The organism is Enterobacter sp. BWH52 (assembly GCF_001037565.1).
GTDB classification, from domain to species: domain Bacteria; phylum Pseudomonadota; class Gammaproteobacteria; order Enterobacterales; family Enterobacteriaceae; genus Enterobacter; species Enterobacter hormaechei_C.
Window position 1 is genome coordinate 3278339 of the sequence record NZ_KQ089854.1, and the last position, 16959, is coordinate 3295297.

Annotated in this window: 14 protein-coding genes; 8 read left to right on the plus strand and 6 right to left on the minus strand. The window is 56.3% G+C overall.

Features of this window, described 5'->3' with window-relative positions; translation table 11 throughout:
- Positions 1-2241 carry an EAL domain-containing protein gene (locus SK47_RS15490; protein ID WP_048244622.1) on the minus strand — a complete coding sequence of 747 codons (2241 nt, stop codon included), beginning with the start codon at positions 2239-2241 and terminating at the stop codon, positions 1-3.
- Positions 2242-2609: 368 nt separating this feature from the next.
- On the opposite strand from SK47_RS15490, the gene SK47_RS23340 reads away from it, so the two are divergent.
- Complete coding sequence (locus SK47_RS23340; RefSeq protein WP_017383512.1) at positions 2610-2780, plus strand: YfgG family protein; 171 nt, start codon at positions 2610-2612, stop codon at positions 2778-2780.
- Here the strand turns inward: SK47_RS23340 and SK47_RS15500 are convergent.
- A complete protein-coding gene (locus SK47_RS15500; protein ID WP_032609815.1) occupies positions 2777-3667 on the minus strand; it encodes a LysR family transcriptional regulator in 891 nt (296 codons plus the stop codon). The genes SK47_RS23340 and SK47_RS15500 overlap by 4 nt on opposite strands.
- A 97-nt stretch (positions 3668-3764) precedes the next feature.
- On the opposite strand from SK47_RS15500, the gene SK47_RS15505 reads away from it, so the two are divergent.
- The 3 genes from SK47_RS15505 to SK47_RS15515 are packed head-to-tail and all read left to right on the plus strand — an operon-like array spanning position 3765 to position 6270.
- A complete protein-coding gene (locus SK47_RS15505; RefSeq protein ID WP_048244624.1) occupies positions 3765-4994 on the plus strand; it encodes an MFS transporter in 1230 nt (409 codons plus the stop codon).
- A 51-nt stretch (positions 4995-5045) separates the two neighbouring features.
- Positions 5046-5513 carry a DUF6130 family protein gene (locus SK47_RS15510; RefSeq protein ID WP_003860582.1) on the plus strand — a complete coding sequence of 156 codons (468 nt, stop codon included), beginning with the start codon at positions 5046-5048 and terminating at the stop codon, positions 5511-5513.
- A 10-nt stretch (positions 5514-5523) separates the two neighbouring features.
- Entirely contained in the window at positions 5524-6270 is a 747-nt protein-coding gene (locus tag SK47_RS15515) for an alpha/beta fold hydrolase (RefSeq protein WP_023314640.1), read from the plus strand.
- A gap of 129 nt (positions 6271-6399) precedes the next feature.
- Here SK47_RS15515 and SK47_RS15520 read toward each other — a convergent pair whose 3' ends face one another.
- Positions 6400-7236 (minus strand): MipA/OmpV family protein, encoded by an 837-nt coding sequence (locus SK47_RS15520; RefSeq protein ID WP_048244626.1) that lies wholly within the window; start codon positions 7234-7236, stop codon positions 6400-6402.
- Between the two features lie 203 nt (positions 7237-7439).
- Here SK47_RS15520 and SK47_RS15525 point away from each other — a divergent pair, with 203 nt between their 5' ends.
- The 3 genes from SK47_RS15525 to SK47_RS15535 all read left to right on the plus strand — a co-directional run bounded on the left by SK47_RS15525 (position 7440) and on the right by SK47_RS15535 (position 10152).
- Positions 7440-8117, plus strand: coding sequence for a response regulator (locus tag SK47_RS15525; protein WP_022651566.1), 678 nt, complete (start codon positions 7440-7442; stop codon positions 8115-8117).
- Positions 8117-9505: a sensor histidine kinase gene (locus tag SK47_RS15530; protein WP_032609820.1), complete on the plus strand. Its 1389-nt coding sequence runs from the start codon at positions 8117-8119 to the stop codon at positions 9503-9505. Before SK47_RS15525 ends, SK47_RS15530 begins: the two co-directional genes overlap by 1 nt.
- 167 nt (positions 9506-9672) lie before the next feature.
- Positions 9673-10152, plus strand: a complete 480-nt coding sequence (locus SK47_RS15535; RefSeq protein WP_003860591.1) for an RrF2 family transcriptional regulator — start codon at positions 9673-9675, stop codon at positions 10150-10152.
- A 66-nt stretch (positions 10153-10218) separates the two neighbouring features.
- Here the strand turns inward: SK47_RS15535 and oqxB are convergent, their stop codons facing one another.
- Positions 10219-13371: a multidrug efflux RND transporter permease subunit OqxB gene (gene oqxB / locus SK47_RS15540; RefSeq protein WP_045330478.1), complete on the minus strand. Its 3153-nt coding sequence runs from the start codon at positions 13369-13371 to the stop codon at positions 10219-10221.
- Between the two features lie 24 nt (positions 13372-13395).
- Entirely contained in the window at positions 13396-14571 is a 1176-nt protein-coding gene (locus tag SK47_RS15545) for an efflux RND transporter periplasmic adaptor subunit (protein ID WP_048244629.1), read from the minus strand.
- A 338-nt stretch (positions 14572-14909) separates the two neighbouring features.
- On the opposite strand from SK47_RS15545, the gene SK47_RS15550 reads away from it, so the two are divergent.
- Positions 14910-15263 carry a helix-turn-helix domain-containing protein gene (locus tag SK47_RS15550; protein WP_022651570.1) on the plus strand — a complete coding sequence of 118 codons (354 nt, stop codon included), beginning with the start codon at positions 14910-14912 and terminating at the stop codon, positions 15261-15263.
- A 102-nt stretch (positions 15264-15365) separates the two neighbouring features.
- Here SK47_RS15550 and guaA read toward each other — a convergent pair whose 3' ends face one another.
- Complete coding sequence (gene guaA, locus SK47_RS15555) at positions 15366-16943, minus strand: glutamine-hydrolyzing GMP synthase (protein ID WP_048244631.1); 1578 nt, start codon at positions 16941-16943, stop codon at positions 15366-15368.
- Positions 16944-16959: the final 16 nt, after the last annotated feature.

Sequence of the window (16959 nt, forward strand, 5' to 3'; positions counted from 1 at the left end):
TCAGGCGCTCTCCTGAGAAGGCTGCGTGTCGAGCAACGTATCAAGCTCAGCCGGCAACCCAATCAAATAACCCTGCACATAATCGATACCTAGCGCGTGCACCGCGCTACGTATCTCTTCTGTTTCCACATATTCCGCCACCACCAGCATTTTCTTCATCCGGGCCAGATGGCAAATAGAAGCCACAATCTGGTAATCCAGGCTGTTGCTGACAATATTGCGAATAAAACCGCCGTCGATTTTGAGGATGTCGGCGTCCACGCTTTTTAACCGCGCATAGCTGGCGTAGCCGGTGCCAAAATCATCAATGGCGATCCGGATGCCCATTTTTTGTAATTTCCTGAGGGTAGACGCCGCCAGATCCGCATGACCAAAGGCGCTGCTTTCGGTCACTTCAAAGATCAACTGCCATGCTTCAACGGCGTATTTAGCTAACAGGCGGCTCACTTCAAGCGGGAACTGCGCCCGGTAGACGGTAGAAGGTGCGAGGTTGATCGCAAAGCGCTGGCCCGGCAACCGCTGGCGGTGCTGTGCCAGGAAACTCAACGTACGCTCCAGTACCCATAAATCGACACGCGACGATAAACCAAATTCCTGTGCTATGGGCAGGAACTGTTCGGGAAAGATCAGCGCCCCATTATCATCACGCATTCGCAGCAGCACCTCGTGATAACAATCGCCGCGCAGCCCGCGAACGGGTTGAACCAGCAGGGTAAAAGCGTCCTGCTCCAGCGCGGCCTGTAAACGGCTCATCATCGCGACCTTATCTTTCAGGCTACGCTGCAAGTGAACAGCCCCGCGCTGCTGAAGATTTTCCGGGTGGTTGGTAGAAAGGGAGAGATCGGCCACGATGCCCAGCTCCCCCAGCACCAGATAGAGGTGATTGACGGGTGAGCGCACATAGCAATAGCTTATGCCGACCTGAGGCTGTACCGGCATACCATCCCAGACAAAAACGAACTGCTTGATATGCTCGTCCAGCGTCTCAATGCGCTGTTGATGCGACTCCGCATCCAGACGCACCGCCATGTCATACCCGGTGAGGTGATAGACTCGCTCATTGGGCTGTAGAGTGCCGTTTATCCATTGCGCCAGCTGCTGTTTATACTGGATCCGCAGCATCACGCCGTAATTGCGTCCCAGTACCTCCAGCTCGGGCACGCGCAGTAAACAGAGCGCTGACCACGGATGACTGGCCAGCTCGCGCGACAGCGCCCGCAGGTTGGGCATATGCACCACCGGATCGAGAAAAGCCTGACTGCGGGAGCGAATATTGATGGCGCGCTGGCGTGTCGCCAGCATCGACATGTACGTCACAACGAAGGAAAAGACCAGATAGCTGGATGAGGTGATCGCCAGCTGAATGCCATACCCCTCTTGCACCGGAATGTAGTGATAAAAAAAGTGAATCGACACCAGCAGGACCGGCGTCCAGATGAGTGACATCAGCTTGTAGCCAAAGCGCATCGCCCCCCAGAGCATCACGGGCATCAGCAGGGACAAGGTGTAGTTGGTACTGAAAATGGAACTGTTTGCATTCATGGGCAGCAGCAGCATGACCAGCAACCCGCCCAGGGCTAAAAACCACACCACAAACTCAACGGCCGTCACCTTTTTGTCTATTTGCGCGCGGAGCTGGGACATCAGTCCCTTGATATAGCGCGGATGCCGTATCAGGCGGATCAGCAGGTAGCTTAGCGGCACGCCCGTCAGCCCGCTCACCAGTAGCCCCTGATAGTTAATAAGTGTCCGAATATTGAGGGGATTTAGTCCCGCGAGGCTCTGGCGGCTCTCATAAATGCCGAGATAAACCGCAAACTGAAACAGCACCAGAAAAAGCGTTGCCGGACAAAATACCTGCCAGAAAATACGCTGCCCCATCAGGCGTATGTCACCGTAAGCGGTCATATTACGCCGGGGCGCAAATACGCGATAACCGCCCCAGCTGAGCACCAGAGGAATGATAAAATGCAGAATGCCAGCCACGGTTTCAAATAACCCAACGGAGGGGTAATAACGTAAAAATAGCGATACCACCACCCCGGGGAGGGCTTCCAGGCCAAAGAACAACATCAGCGCCAGCAGAAAAGAGAGCGGGAGATAATAGAGCGCAACGATACCGTCGCCCAGCTGCGTTAAGGTATTAGCCACACTTAGTACCGGGAGTAACACGACGGGTAAAATAAGAGGAAGTGCCCACCAGCGGTCTTTATTTTGCTTCAGGATGTGGTGAATATTCATAGATGCTCGTTTACAACCCTTGCGCTCCAGAGGGTAAAGGAAGACAGGCATCCAACCTGACGTACACGTTGCCCGGAAAACTCCTGGCAAGCACAGTGGAGGAGGGATTTTAAATATCAACGACGGGATGCGGTTGACCTAAATCAAACTAATTTATCTGAATAAACCTTTCTTACGTTTTTTTTGAATATTTTTCCTGTAATTATCAATGCGATAAATAAAAGCGTTGTTTTTAATAACATAAATTAATGTAAGCATTGACGGTATTTTACATTTCGCCGAATTGACCCAGACTTGCGGCTGTGCCTTAATAGCCGTATCGCCCAAAAGGGTATACTCAGGAAAAGAAAGTGAGTCAGGCTACGCGTATGCGAAAACGACATCGATTTAACACCCGGATGACCCGCATCATACTGCTCATCAGTTTCCTGTTTTTCTTTGGCCGCTTTGTTTATTCCTCCATTGGCGCCTGGTATCACCATCAGGACAAAATTCAGTCGCAGCAATCAGGCCTCGTTGTGGATTCGCCCGAGCGCTAACGTCCATGTTCACGCTGTAACAGCCGAATAATCACCGTCATCCCTTTGCTGAGGATCTTATCCTGACGCATCACTATCGCCAGTTGCCGGCGCAGAACGGGCGTTAACGATTGAACGCGTAATCCCTCCCGGTCGTCGGCATGCTCCACCGCCATTCGCGGCACAATACTGTAGCCCAGCCCTGCACGTACCATGCGTTTGATGGCCTCAATACTGCCAAGCTGCATAACCGGTGAGACGGCTAGTCCGCGGGCTTCAAACCAGCCGTCAATCAACGTTCGCGTACCGCTGCCCGACTCAAACGCAATGAGCGGCTGAGCGTATAAAGAGTCTGGCGTAAACTGCTCCCCTTCTTCCGGCTGAACCTGCGCGCCAATCCAGACAAACTCTTCCTCCATCGCGTGCATAATCGCCAACGTACGACCGCTCGCCGGTAGCGTGACCAGCCCCATATCCAGCCGATTCTCCTCAATCGCCCTGACGATATCTGGCGTATTTCCCGTCGTCACTCCGATCCGTAACAGGGGATACTCCTCACGAAGCTGCTGCAACAGCGCTGGAAGCAGATGAATACAGGCCGTCGCGCCCGTGCCAAGCGTGATGGTGCCGCTCACTTCCTGATTGAATGCGCTAACCGAACGAATTGTCTCCTCAACCGCCAGTTCAAGACGTTCACCGTGCACCCGTAGCGCCTCACCGGCAGCAGTGGCTTTGATTCCACGCCCCGTACGTTCGATCAGCCGCGTCTGAAGAAACTGCTCCAGCTGGCGTATTTGCAGGCTGACGGCGGGCTGGGAAATACCCATTACATCTGCTGCCGCAGAAAAGCTGCCGCGTTGAACGACCAGACGAAAAGTGGCGAGGTGTCCCAGATTGAGCGTCGTCATGCAAAGTTTCTCTTATAGGGTGAATAAGGATACGGCTCTGCCAGCACAATACCGCGCCCTGTATGCTCGGGACAACTGCCTAACGGAATGAAAAATAATGGAAACACCTGCACTCCCTCGCCGTCTTGCGCTCACTGCGGGATGTAATCAACTCATTAACTGGGGGATCTCCTTTTACATGCCGGGAACCTTTGCTCATGCCATTACAGCAGACCGAAGCTGGTCGTCCCCCGAAATCTATCTCGGCCTGACGCTGGCCATGCTGGTTATGGCTATTGTCTCGCCGTTTGTCGCTCCTCTGCTGGCGCGTTTTGGTGGACAAAGGGTGGTAATGAGCGGGACCTTGCTGATCGCCGTAAGCTGTCTGTCAATGGCCTTTACGCCCACACTTTCAGGCTGGTATGGCGCCTGGTTGCTGACCGGCATCGGGATGCGCCTGTCGCTGTATGATGCGCTTTTCTCCGCTCTTGTGAACCTATACGGACCGCAGGCACGCAGGACAATCTCTCGTGTCACCCTGGCAGGCGGGCTGGCGTCCGCTGTCTTTTGGCCGCTGGGAGACGCCTTACTGAACGTGATGGGTTGGCAGGATGCGCTGAAGATCTACGCCCTGTTCGGTCTGCTCAGTGCCCTGCTTCTTCGGCGCTTCCCGCGCCAGCGCTTTACGGTCAAGCCCAAAGCATGTACGCAGGTTTCCCCTCATGACAGGCGTAATGGCTGGCTTTATGCAACCTTCATTGCTCTCATCGCCTTCGTCTCTAACGGCACCTCTACACACCTTCCCGAATTTATCGCCAGCTTCGGCCTGCCGGTCGCCGTCGGCATGCTGTGGGGAATGGGGCAGACCGGTGCGCGCCTTATGGAGGTGCTGGCAGGGGCGCGTCTCACTCCGCTAAAACTGACGCTTTTCACTGCGCTCGCCATGCCGCTTTGTTTTCTCATCGGACTGAGCAGCGACATGCTGGCCTGGTGTGCCGCCGGATTTGTGTTCGGCTTTGGTGCCATTAACGGGCTGGTGACTATCGTCAAAGCGACGCTACCCCTGGAACTGTTTAGTACAGAGCGCTATGCCAGCCGCACCGGGCTGCTGCTTATTCCAGGCCAACTGATGGCAGCCGCCTCTCCGTTTGCGTATGCGTGGCTGAATAAGTCGCTGGGTATAACAGGCGGAATGTGGGTTTCCGCAGGACTGACGCTGGTCATTGCGGGGTTCGCAGTGGCGCTCGTGCGCAGCCCAGGCAAACAAACTGTATCGCACTGTATCCCGAGCGCTACGCTGACAAACCGGTACAAAACGCCCGCAGAAGCAAACATCCCCGATACATAAAAATGGTCTTCTGTATCCCTCGCCATAATAAACTGATGAGGAGAGACACAGATGATTCGTCGATATTTCCTGCTTCCTGTATTTGCGCTGACGTCCTTTGCTGGCGCACTGGCCGCACCGTTGGATGGCCTGAGCGCCGCTGATGTTAATGGCCCGGCCGCCGTAGCGCCGCAGGAAAAACCCCAGCCGCCAGCAAAACTGATCGTCGACCCACCGCTGGCGGGACCGCTGAGTAAAGGTGCAGTCTTTATTCAGTACCGCGTCGAAAACCTGCGCATTGAACCTGTATTTGGACCCGACGCGCTGAAAGTCACTCCGCGTATCGGCCATATTCACGTTGTGGTGGATGACGCGCCCTGGCACTGGGCTGATACCAGCGGCGAGCCGGTGATCCTGGTCGGGCTGCCCGCCGGGAAACACAAGGTAACCATCATCGTTGCTGACCCGACGCATAAGCCCATCGACCATAAAACCGTTGAATTCACCGTGCCGCCACACGCCGCGGTTCACCACTTTTAAGGAGCCTGTTATGAAAGCATTGTCTGTATTAACAGCGGCGCTGCTGGCGGTTTCCACCAGCGCGCTGGCAGAGACGAAAGCCAGCGTGGTGCTGGTGCACGGGGCGTTTGCCGACGGCAGCAGCTGGAATAAGGTGATTACCCGGCTGCAAAAACACCATACCGAGGTCATTGCGGTACAACTTCCGCTCACGTCTCTGAAAGATGATGTCGCCGCCACGCAGCGTGCTATCGCCCGGACTCATGGCGACGTTGTGCTGGTCGGGCACTCCTGGGGCGGGTCGGTAATCAGCGAAGCGGGCAATAATGCGCGGGTGAAGTCTCTGGTTTACGTTGCCGCTTTTGCGCCGGATTCCGGCCAGTCGACCGCAGATCTGGCAGACAGTTATCCTGCTCCGCCAGGGAGCGCCAGCCTCGCTAAAACGTCAGAGGGGTATTTATATCTGCCGACAAAAGCGGTCAGCGAGAATTTTGCCCCTGACGTGAAGGACGTTGAGCGCAGCGTGATTGCCGCGACGCAAAGCCCTATTAAGGCCGATGCGTTTGGGGAGAAAGTCGCGCATGCCGCCTGGCATGACAAACCGAGCTGGTATGTGATCAGCAAAAATGACCGGATGATCAATCCTGAGCTTGAGCGCGCAATGGCGAAGAAAATCAACGCCAACACCACGGAGGTAGCGGCAAGCCATGTATCGATGGTCAGCCAGCCGGACGTCGTTACCCGTACGATTGAACAGGCGTTATCGGGTCAACAGTGATAAAAAAGCCCGCATGATGAACGGTCCGACTTCGGGCCACGCCATCCTGCGGGCTTTATGCACTTCTGGCTCCTGCAACGGGGTTATGTGCGGTTTTGTCACAAACGCGCCTTCCCCCTCTCTTAACCATCAGAAGCTGTACGTCACCTTCAAACTTCCCACAGGAGACGTTTTTCGCTGAACAATTGGGCTATCGCCTGCATCTCCCGTCAGTTGCGTAACGCCAGCTGCGGCAAGCAGGCTCCAGCGGGAGGTGAGCCTATGAGTCCAGTCCAGGTTCAGCGAATACGCATATAGTCCCGATCCGGCATCGTGTCGGGCAAAACCCGATGCGGCCGACTGGGCGGCATTCACCCCGTAATAGGTTTGCACGTACTTACTGGATCCCCAGCTACCGGTCAGCGCCAGCGTTAACGCATTTTTCGGAGATGTATAGAACGGGCTGGCAATGCCGAAATGCACAGCCTCACCATTGTCTCTCTCCGAAACCGGAACCTCTGCCTGCAACTGCACGGTCAGCCAGTCAGTCACCCTGTACCCCAGCCCTGGCACAACGATAGCTGAGCCTTTAATGTCACCCATTCCCAGCAGGTCGTCGCTGCCGGAGGCGATCGAATCGCTGCTTACGTCGCGATCCTTACGTCCAGCGCGATAGCTCAGCGCTGCGTTGTAGTCCAGGTTACCAAAGCTGTTGCCGTAGCCGATCCCCCGCGTGGTGCTGACAAAAAAACCATTTGCCATCGCGTAATCAACCACCTGAGCCGCAGAGACCCGGCTCTTGTCCGAACCGGAATAGCGTGGCGCAACATCCACGCCGCCTCCCAGGGTTAACACGTTGCCCTGGCGCTGATCTGCCGCCAGGGCCGTGGTAGCCAGTAACGCCAGGACGGCCCCCGGCAAGATGCTTTTCATGCTGCGACCGATGCGTGAACGGGGGAAACTATGACGCAGTGTGATGTTTCTCATTAAAGAAGCCCTTTGGATTCAGATAATTGCGATACAAGCGGTGTTAAACGCCAGAGCGCTCATTCTGAATACTCACCTTAAGGTTCTTATGAGCCGTAAATGAAGAAATGCTGAAGCAAGTGAAGGTTCTGTAAACCCTGAAGAATTCCTGATACCGTTTTTTCTTCAGTTGTTCTTCATGCACTGTTGATACAGTTACCAATGTGAAAATTCTACTAATTGAAGACGACCTGGATCTCGGCAATGGCGTACGTATCGCCCTTGCAGATCAAGGATTTGATGTCATATGGGTACGCCGCAAAGAGGATGCGCTGCATCAGCTTGGGATCTGCGTGCCGGAACTTATTTTGCTAGACCTGGGGCTGCCCGATGGCGATGGCATGAGCCTGATGACGCGCCTGCGTCAACAGCTTAAGGGCGTCCCCGTCATCATCCTGACGGCGCGAGGCACGCTACAGGACCGCCTGTGCGGTCTGGATGCAGGCGCAGACGATTATCTGGTCAAACCTTTTGTTCTCGCCGAACTGCTGGCGCGCGTGAGAGCCCTTGCGCGGCGCAGTTACGGTTTTGAAAATGAGGCAATAGAAATTCGCGGTTTGTCGCTTCATATTCCGACGCGTCGCGTAACGGTGAGCGCACGCCACGTTGAGCTGACGGCAAGCGAATATGCGCTGCTTGAAACGTTAATGCTGCGCGCCGATCGCGTGCTTACGCGACGGTATCTGGAAGAAAGGTTATTTGGCACGAAAGAAAACCTCAGCAACGCACTTGATGTGCATATGGGTAACCTGCGGCGAAAAATTGGCGATGGCTTTGTGCGAACGGTGAGAGGCGTTGGGTATGTCATTGATACCGTACCCGTTCAGAAGGCGGCAGGTTGATGCGTAATTTTTGGCACCACCTCAGGCTTCCCACACTGGTCAGGCGAATGCTGGTCGCCCAGATGCTGCTGCTTACGTTGCTCTGGTGTCTCTTTTTAACCTTCATTTTGCTGGAAGACCTGCGTAGTCCTCCCATACTGACGGGCAATGAGACTTACGAAACCGTTTTTTCCCTGGTAGAGAGCATGGACGATCGCCCGCAGGCGCGTAATGCCGTGCTGGCAGCGTTCAGCAAGGCGCTGCGGGAGGGCTATGGCGGCGGTGAAGACCCGGAGCTGTCCATCAACCTCATTGTTCGCAAGAATAACGAGATTATTTTTTCTTCGGATGGTGCGCCAACGGGGGTAAAAAATAGCCGTCTGGGGGTCATGCAGCATGTCCAGAGTGAGGACCATACATGGACAAGCCGTACCCTCAAATCCGCGCACTCCGACGTGGAGGTCACCCTTTTTACCCCTGCCGGTAGCTGGAATTTCTTTATCTATCTGAACTCGCGCGGCTACTACGTCATGCCGCTGATGATATGCATCCCTTTTCTTCTGTTCCCCGCGTGGCTGTCCATCCGCATCGCGATGCGCCCCTGGAACAAGGTGGTAGATGAAATTTCATTGCGCACGCCGGACGATCTCTCGCCTTTAAAAGCCGTCCCCAGACACAGAGAGCTTCGCCAGACGGTCGACGCGATTAATGACTTTCTGGCCAGGGTGCGGGAAAGCGCCGAAAGGGAAAAAATGTTTATTGCCGATGCCGCTCACGAACTGCGTACGCCTCTGGCCGCGATGCGGATCAACGTCGAGGCATTGCAGTCCTGGGTCATCAGCGAAAGCCAGCAGGAACTGCTTGCGGGCATTGTTCGCAGCAATAGCCGTGCTGCGCGTCTCGTCAATCAGCTTCTGCTGATGATGCACAGCGAAGCACACATCAGCACGGTGATGTCGCCTGTGCCGCTGACAACGCTTATTCAGGAGCGAATGGCTGCCCTGGAACCGCTGGCGTCCGGACGCAGAATTGAGTTTGAATTCTTCGCCGACGATGAAATCCATGTCGCAGGCATTCGGGAACGTCTGGTGTCGCTGATCGACAATTTAATTGAGAATGCCGTGAAGTACAGCCCCGAGGGTGGACGCATTGAGGTACAACTGCAATCGCGTGATAAGTGCGCTCAGCTGCGCGTCTCAGACGCGGGCCCCGGTATCCCGATTGAACTGCGGGAGCGCGTGTTCGACAGATTTTTCCGCGATCCTAATCAGACCCAAAGCGGGAGTGGACTGGGGCTTGCCATCGTCAAAGCCGTTACGCAGCAACACAACGGCAGGGTCAATCTGAGTACGTCAGCCGAAGGTGGTCTTATGGTGACCGTTGATTTCCCGAATCCGGCGTTCGCATGAACGTAAACCCGGCGCTACACGTCCTGACATGTGTCAGCGCAGCGTTACTTCACGTATGCCGCAGATTGCTTCAATAAAATTACCGTATTTGTTATATTGTTACTTACTGATTATTCACCTCTGCGGTGCCAAAAAGAACAAGATTCACCGCAACCCAGGACAGAAAAATGTTAGATTACCGCTTCCCGACAGCTTTGCAGATGGTTCTCAGCGTAGCGATGGCGGAGCAATCGGGTGAACGTTCGACGAGTGCAATCCTGGCTTACGGCCTGGAAGCGAATCCGAGCTTTATCCGCAAATTAATGGTTCCTCTCGCCCGCGACGGCATTATCGTCTCCACGCTTGGCCGCAACGGCTCTATTCATCTTGGCCGCCCGGCGGAAGAGATTACCCTGCGTGATATTTACCTTTCCGTCACTGAAGATAAAAAGCTGTGGGCGTCCCGTCCTGACGTCCCGGCCCGCTGCGTGGTCAGCGCCAACGCCTGCTGGTACTTCAAATCAATCGCTGATGAAGCGGAGCAGGCTTCGTTAGCGGTTTTAGCGCGCCATACCGTCGCCAGCGCGCTGGAAGAGGTGAAAAAAGCCGATACCAGCGGGTGCGATCCGGTGCCGGAACTCTGTACGCAGCATAAAAAAGCGCCTTAATTCTGACAGACTGCGAAAAAAAAGCCGCCTTCATTGTGAAGGTGGCTTTTTGCTATCTGCTACGTCCTACGCAGGCAACACCTCTCTTTCCGCTTTGCCGCGCGTCACGAACTTACGCAGCGTCACGTAAAAGACCGGCGTCAGGAACAGACCAAACAGCGTCACGCCCAGCATCCCGGAAAAGACTGTGATCCCGGTGACGCCGCGCACTTCTGCCCCTGCCCCGTGACCAAGGATCAGTGGAATAGTCCCGGCAATAAAGGCGATAGAAGTCATTACAATCGGGCGTAAACGCAGGCGGCACGCCTCCAGCGCAGCCTCCATGATGCCTTTGCCCTGAATTTCCAGTTCGCGGGCAAACTCAACGATAAGAATCGCGTTTTTACAGGCCAGCCCCATCAGCACAACCAGCCCTACCTGCACGAAGACGTTGTTATCGCCCCCGGTCAGCCAGACGCCGAACAGCGCGGAGAGCATCGTCATCGGCACGATGAGGATCACCGCCAGCGGCAGCGTCCAGCTTTCATACAGCGCCGCCAGCACCAGGAACGCCAGCAGCACTGCGACCGGGAAGACGATCAGCGCCGTGTTGCCCTGGGTGGCCTGCTGGAAGCTCAGGTCCGTCCATTCAATATTCATCCCGTTCGGCAGGATCTGCTTAGACATAGCGTCCAGCTGCGTCATCGCCTGCGCGGAAGAGAGCACGCGCGGGTCGGCATCACCAATCAGATCCGCCGCCGGGTAGCCGTTGTAGCGGATCACCGGGTCCGGACCGTAGGTGGTCGTGATGTTCACCATACTGCCAATCGGCACCATTTCGCCCTGGCTGTTGCGGGTACGCAGATTCGCAATATCTTCCACGCTGTCGCGGAACTGCCCGTCAGCCTGCGCCATCACGCGCCAGGTGCGACCGAACTGGTTGAAATCATTGACGTACGAAGAGCCCAGATAGGTTTGCAGCGTCCCGAAGAGATCGGTCAGCGACACGCCCTGCGCTTTCGCCTTATCGCGGTCAACCTGGACGTCCAACTGCGGCACGTTAGCCTGGTAGGTTGAGATGGGGAAATGCATCCCCGGCGTCTGCATAATCGCCCCGGACATGGTGTTCACCGCGTTTTGCAGCGCGCCATAGCCCAGACCAGCGCGATCCTGTATGTACAGCGAATAGCCCGACCCCTGACCCAGCCCTAAAATCGGCGGCGGCAGAATCGAGAAGCCAAAGCCCTGCTGGATTTGCGCGATTTTCGCGTTGATCTCCGCGTTAATTTCCGCCGCGGAATGTTTACGCTGGTCGAACGGCTTCAGGCCAAAAAAGACCGTCCCGGTGTTCGGCGTATTGGTGAACTGCAGCGCGTTCAGCCCCGGAAACGCGACCGCATAATCCACGCCTTCGGTATTCATCCCGATTTCGCTCATTTTGCGGATCACCGCATCGGTGCGGGCCAGCGAGGAGCCTTCCGGCATTTTCACGCCGCCAATCAGGTACAGCTTGTCCTGCGTGGGAATAAACCCGCCGGGCACCGCTTTAAACATGACGCCTGCGGCACAGAGCAGCAGCAGGTAAACCACGAATACCGCACCGCGCCGTCCCAGCGTTTTGCCCACCAGCCCCTGATAGCCGTTTGAACTGCGGAGGAAAAAGCGGTTAAACGGACGGAAAATCCAGCCGAACAGACGGTCGATAAGCCGGGTCGGGAAATCTTTCGGCGCGCCGTGGGGCTTTAACAGCAGTGCCGCCAGCGCCGGAGAGAGCGTCAGCGAGTTAATCGCTGAAATCACCGTCGATATCGCGATCGTCACCGCAAACTGCTTGTAGAACTGGCCGGTAACGCCCGACAGAAACGCCATCGGCACAAACACCGCGCACAGCACCAGCGCAATCGCGATAATCGGCCCGGACACTTCACGCATCGCCTGGTGCGCGGCCGCAAGCGGCGCAAGCCCCTCTTCGATATTTCGCTCGACGTTTTCCACCACCACGATGGCGTCGTCCACCACGATACCGATGGCGAGCACCAAGCCGAACAGGCTGAGGGTATTCAGCGAGAAGCCCAGCAGGTAGAGAATGCTGAAAGTACCCACCACCGACACCGGCACCGCGATCAGCGGAATGATCGACGCGCGCCAGGTTTGCAGGAACAGAATGACCACCAGCACCACCAGCACCACGGCTTCCAGCAGCGTTTGCACCACCGCACGGATTGAATCACGCACGAAGACCGTCGGATCGTAAGGTGCCGCCCACTTCATGTCTGCCGGGAAGCGCGTGGACAGTTCGTCCATTTTCGCGCGCACCGCGTTAGACAGATCGATGGCGTTCGCCCCCGGCGACTGGAAGATACCAATCCCGACCGCGTCTTTATTGTTCAGCTGGGAACGCAGGGCATAGCTCCCGGAACCCATTTCAATCCGCGCCACATCGCGCAGGCGGACGACCGTACCATCCTGCGTTGTTTTCAGGACAATATTGCCAAACTCTTCTTCGGTATGCAGGCGGCCCTGGGCGTTAATGGAGATCAGGAAGTCGCTCTCTTTCGGCAGCGGCTCGGCGCCAAGCTGACCGGCGGAGACCTGCACGTTCTGCTCCTGCATCGCCGTCACTACGTCCGAAGCGGTCAGACCGCGGGCAGCCACCTTGTTCGGATCCAGCCAGACGCGCATCGCGTATTCACCCGAGCCAAAAATCTGGATCTGACCCACGCCGGGCAGACGCGCCAGCTCGTCCTTCACCTTCAGCGTGGCGTAGTTACGCATATACAGTGAATCGTACTTACCACCAGGCGAAAACAGATGCACCACCAGCGTCAGCGTTGGCGACTGTTTCTGAGTCGTGATGCCCAAACGCCGCACGTCTTCCGGCAGACGCGCCTCGGCCTGCGCGACGCGGTTTTGCACCTGAACCTGCGCCTGATCCGGGTCAGTCCCCGGACGGAAGGTCACGGTGGTCACCAGCACGCCGTCCGAGCCCGCGACGGATTTCATGTACATCATGTTTTCAACGCCGTTGATCGCCTCTTCCAGCGGTGTTGCCACGGTCTCAGCAATCACTTTCGGGTTGGCGCCCGGATACTCGGCGCGCACCTGCACGCTTGGCGGCACGACGTCAGGGTATTCGCTCACCGGCAGCAGCGGGATGGCGATTAATCCTGTGATAAAAATCAGAATCGACAGTACGGCGGCAAAAATCGGCCTGTCGATGAAAAAACGGGAAAAGTCCATGGGTTGGATTCTCAGGTCAAGGGATCAGTTGAGGGCGGCGCTGGCGGTCATGGCAACGGTTTTGGCGTTAACCGGCATACCCGGCATAAACACTTTCTGTAAACCCTCGACGATGACTTTATCCCCGGGGTTCAGCCCCTGCCGCACGATGCGTAAACCGTCTGCCAGACGACCCGGCGTAATGTCGCGACGCTGCGCTTTCCCCTCTTTATCGACGATATAGACGTATTTACGATCCTGATCGGTCAGCACCGCTTTGTCGTCAACAAGCGTGGCTTTAAATTCCGCACTGCCCGGCAGGCGTACTCGGGCAAACAGTCCCGGCGTGAACTGACGCTGTGAGTTATCCAGCAGCGCGCGCATGCGGATGGTCCCGGTGCTCGGCGTGAGCTGGTTATCCAGGAAATCCACTTTGCCCTGATGGGGATAGCCCTCCTCGCCCGTCAGGCCAATCTCAACCGGCAGCGCCGTGTGATTGCTGGACGCCCCCTGCCCGCTGCGGGCCAGGTTTTGATAGTGAAGGTAGGTTGACTCGTCCACGTCAAAGTAGACGTACACCGTCTTCTGCGAGACCAGCGTGGTGAGGACGCTGGCGGTATCGCCCGCAGTCACCAGGTTCCCGCTGGTGATCAGCGCCCGGCTGGCGCGACCATCGATAGGCGCAGTCACTTTGGTGAAGTCCAGGTTGAGCTGGGCTGCGTCAACCGCCGCCTGCGCGGCGCGAATGTCGGCCTGCGCCTGAACGGCAGCCGAGCGACGCTGCTCCCACTCTTCCCGTGAGACCAGATGGGTATTGATCAACTTATCGGTACGGTTGGCTTCACTTTGCGCGAGGCTGGCCTGCGTTTTGGCTCTTGCCAGGTTCGCCTGCGCCTGTTCCAGCGCGGCGCGATAGGTTCGGTCATCGATGGTGAACAGCACCTCGCCCTTCTTCACTTCCTGGCCGTCGGTGTAATTCACTTTCTCAATGTAGCCGGACACGCGCGGACGCAGCTGAACGCTTTCCACCGCTTCAATGCGACCGTTAAAGCTGTCCCACTGGCTAATGGATTTCACCACCACGTCAGCAGCGCTGACAACGGGCGCTTGCGGCGCGGCATTTTGCGCGACGCTGTCATCGCACCCGACGAGAAGCACGGAGAGTAAAACCACCCCCATCGCGCTCAGATGAAAGTTACCCCAGGTTTTTTGCAGGCTCATTATTTTTATTCCGGTTATTGTAGCCGCCGGGCAAGACGCAGCGGGAGACGCCGCGCCACTTCCTTTGTCCGGTAGCTGGCTTAAGGCCATTTGTGTCGTTCATCGCCACAAAACTGTAACAGTTGCGAATACACTATTCGCGGCGATTGTAGGAAGGCGCTTAACTAAGTGCAAGAATAATTGTTGCACTTTATGTGCTATTTGCGGCAAAGGTAAATCACGTGTTTTGAACAGGGATTTAAATGCAACAATAAAACTTGCAATTAATGTAAAAACGGGTCACCTTTAAGTGCAACAAACAAAGATGCTTTTTAATGCGTGGCGTAGGGGGAAGCAAGATGAACACGGGTGCATTCATTCACGATTTACTCGACTGGATCGACAACAACCTCGATAGCCGTCTGGACATTGAAACCGTCTCCAGGCGAGCTGGCTATTCGAAATGGCACCTCCAGCGGCTTTTCAAAGAACATACCGGCTCCCCTCTCGCCGAATATATTCGCGCGCAAAAGCTGCAAAAATCGGTTGAGCGCTTAGCCCACAGCGATGAACCGATTCTGAACGTGGCGATCGCGCTGGGCTTTGACTCTCAGCAGTCCTTCAATCGCAGCTTTAAGCGTCAGTATGGTCAGGCGCCAGGGGCATGGCGACGCAGTATCGGCTGCCGTGGATCCCGGCAGATGAGCCAGTAGCTCACGTCCCGTTCGGATATCAGCTACAAAAGAAAAACCCTCTGTAAACAGAGGGTTTTATCAGTCTTACATGCTTATAACTTCGCAGGAAAGGTTATGGGCTTACTCCCACTCGATCGTCGCCGGTGGCTTGCCGCTGATGTCATACACGACACGCGATATGCCATTGACTTCATTGATTATTCTGTTAGACACGCGGCCTAAGAAGTCATACGGCAGGTGCGCCCAGTGCGCGGTCATGAAGTCGATGGTTTCCACCGCACGCAGGGAAACAACCCAGTCGTACTTACGGCCATCGCCCATCACGCCGACGGAGCGTACCGGCAGGAACACGGTGAACGCCTGGCTCACTTTGTTGTACAGGTCAGCTTTGTGGAGCTCTTCGATGAAGATCGCGTCCGCGCGACGCAGCAGGTCGCAGTACTCTTTCTTCACTTCGCCCAGCACGCGTACGCCGAGGCCCGGGCCCGGGAATGGGTGACGGTAGAGCATGTCGTACGGCAGCCCCAGCTCCAGACCGATTTTACGCACTTCGTCTTTGAACAGCTCACGCAGCGGTTCCACCAGACCCATCTTCATCTCTTTCGGCAGGCCGCCCACGTTGTGGTGAGATTTGATAACGTGCGCTTTACCGGTTGCGGAGGCCGCAGACTCGATCACGTCAGGGTAGATAGTGCCCTGCGCCAGCCATTTCACGTCTTCCAGCTTCAGCGCTTCTTCGTCGAACACTTCCACGAACACGCGACCGATGATCTTACGTTTCGCTTCCGGATCGTTCTCGCCTTTCAGCGCGTCCAGGAAACGCTGCTCGCCTTCCACGTGAACGATGTTCAGACCGAAGTGGTCGCCAAACATGTCCATAACCTGCTTCGCTTCGTTCAGGCGCAGCAGGCCGTTATCCACGAAGACACAGGTCAGGTTTTTGCCGATGGCGCGGTGCAGCAGCATCGCGGTCACAGAGGAGTCCACGCCACCGGAGAGGCCGAGGATCACTTTGTCATCGCCAACCTGCTGGCGGATACGCTCAACGGCGTCGTCGATAATTTTTGCCGGGGTCCACAGGGCTTCACACTGGCAGATGTCGCGCACGAAGCGCTCCAGCATGCGCATACCCTGACGGGTGTGGGTCACTTCCGGGTGGAACTGCACGCCGTAGAAGCGTTTTTCTTCGTTCGCCATGATGGCAAACGGGCAGCTTTCGGTGCTGGCAACGGTCACGAAGTCAGACGGGATGGCGGTAACTTTGTCGCCGTGGCTCATCCACACGTCCAGCAGCGGTTTGCCGTCTGCGGTCAGGGAGTCTTCGATACCGCGCACCAGCGCGCTGTCGTTAACCACTTCAACCTGTGCGTAGCCGAACTCGCGCTCGCTGGAGCCTTCTACGTGGCCGCCCAGCTGCATTGCCATGGTCTGCATACCGTAGCAAACGCCGAATACCGGCACGCCAGCTTCGAATACGTACTGCGGCGCGCGCGGGCTGTTTTCTTCGGTGGTGCTTTCCGGGCCGCCGGACAGGATGATGCCGCTTGGATTGAATTCGCGAATCTGTGCTTCCGTGACATCCCACGCCCACAGTTCACAGTAAACCCCCAGTTCACGTACGCGACGCGCCACCAGCTGAGTGTACTGCGAACCGAAGTCCAGGATGAGAATGCGATGTTTATGAATGTTTTCCGTCATTGACGCTAATTCCGAG

Coding starts and splice junctions, on each gene's coding strand:
- SK47_RS15490 (WP_048244622.1), bottom strand. CDS start 2,241: ATGAATATTCACCACATCCTGAAGCAAAATAAAGACCGCTGGTGGGCA.
- SK47_RS23340 (WP_017383512.1), top strand. CDS start 2,610: ATGCGAAAACGACATCGATTTAACACCCGGATGACCCGCATCATACTG.
- SK47_RS15500 (WP_032609815.1), bottom strand. CDS start 3,667: ATGACGACGCTCAATCTGGGACACCTCGCCACTTTTCGTCTGGTCGTT.
- SK47_RS15505 (WP_048244624.1), top strand. CDS start 3,765: ATGGAAACACCTGCACTCCCTCGCCGTCTTGCGCTCACTGCGGGATGT.
- SK47_RS15510 (WP_003860582.1), top strand. CDS start 5,046: ATGATTCGTCGATATTTCCTGCTTCCTGTATTTGCGCTGACGTCCTTT.
- SK47_RS15515 (WP_023314640.1), top strand. CDS start 5,524: ATGAAAGCATTGTCTGTATTAACAGCGGCGCTGCTGGCGGTTTCCACC.
- SK47_RS15520 (WP_048244626.1), bottom strand. CDS start 7,236: ATGAGAAACATCACACTGCGTCATAGTTTCCCCCGTTCACGCATCGGT.
- SK47_RS15530 (WP_032609820.1), top strand. CDS start 8,117: ATGCGTAATTTTTGGCACCACCTCAGGCTTCCCACACTGGTCAGGCGA.
- SK47_RS15535 (WP_003860591.1), top strand. CDS start 9,673: ATGTTAGATTACCGCTTCCCGACAGCTTTGCAGATGGTTCTCAGCGTA.
- oqxB (WP_045330478.1), bottom strand. CDS start 13,371: ATGGACTTTTCCCGTTTTTTCATCGACAGGCCGATTTTTGCCGCCGTA.
- SK47_RS15545 (WP_048244629.1), bottom strand. CDS start 14,571: ATGAGCCTGCAAAAAACCTGGGGTAACTTTCATCTGAGCGCGATGGGG.
- SK47_RS15550 (WP_022651570.1), top strand. CDS start 14,910: ATGAACACGGGTGCATTCATTCACGATTTACTCGACTGGATCGACAAC.
- guaA (WP_048244631.1), bottom strand. CDS start 16,943: ATGACGGAAAACATTCATAAACATCGCATTCTCATCCTGGACTTCGGT.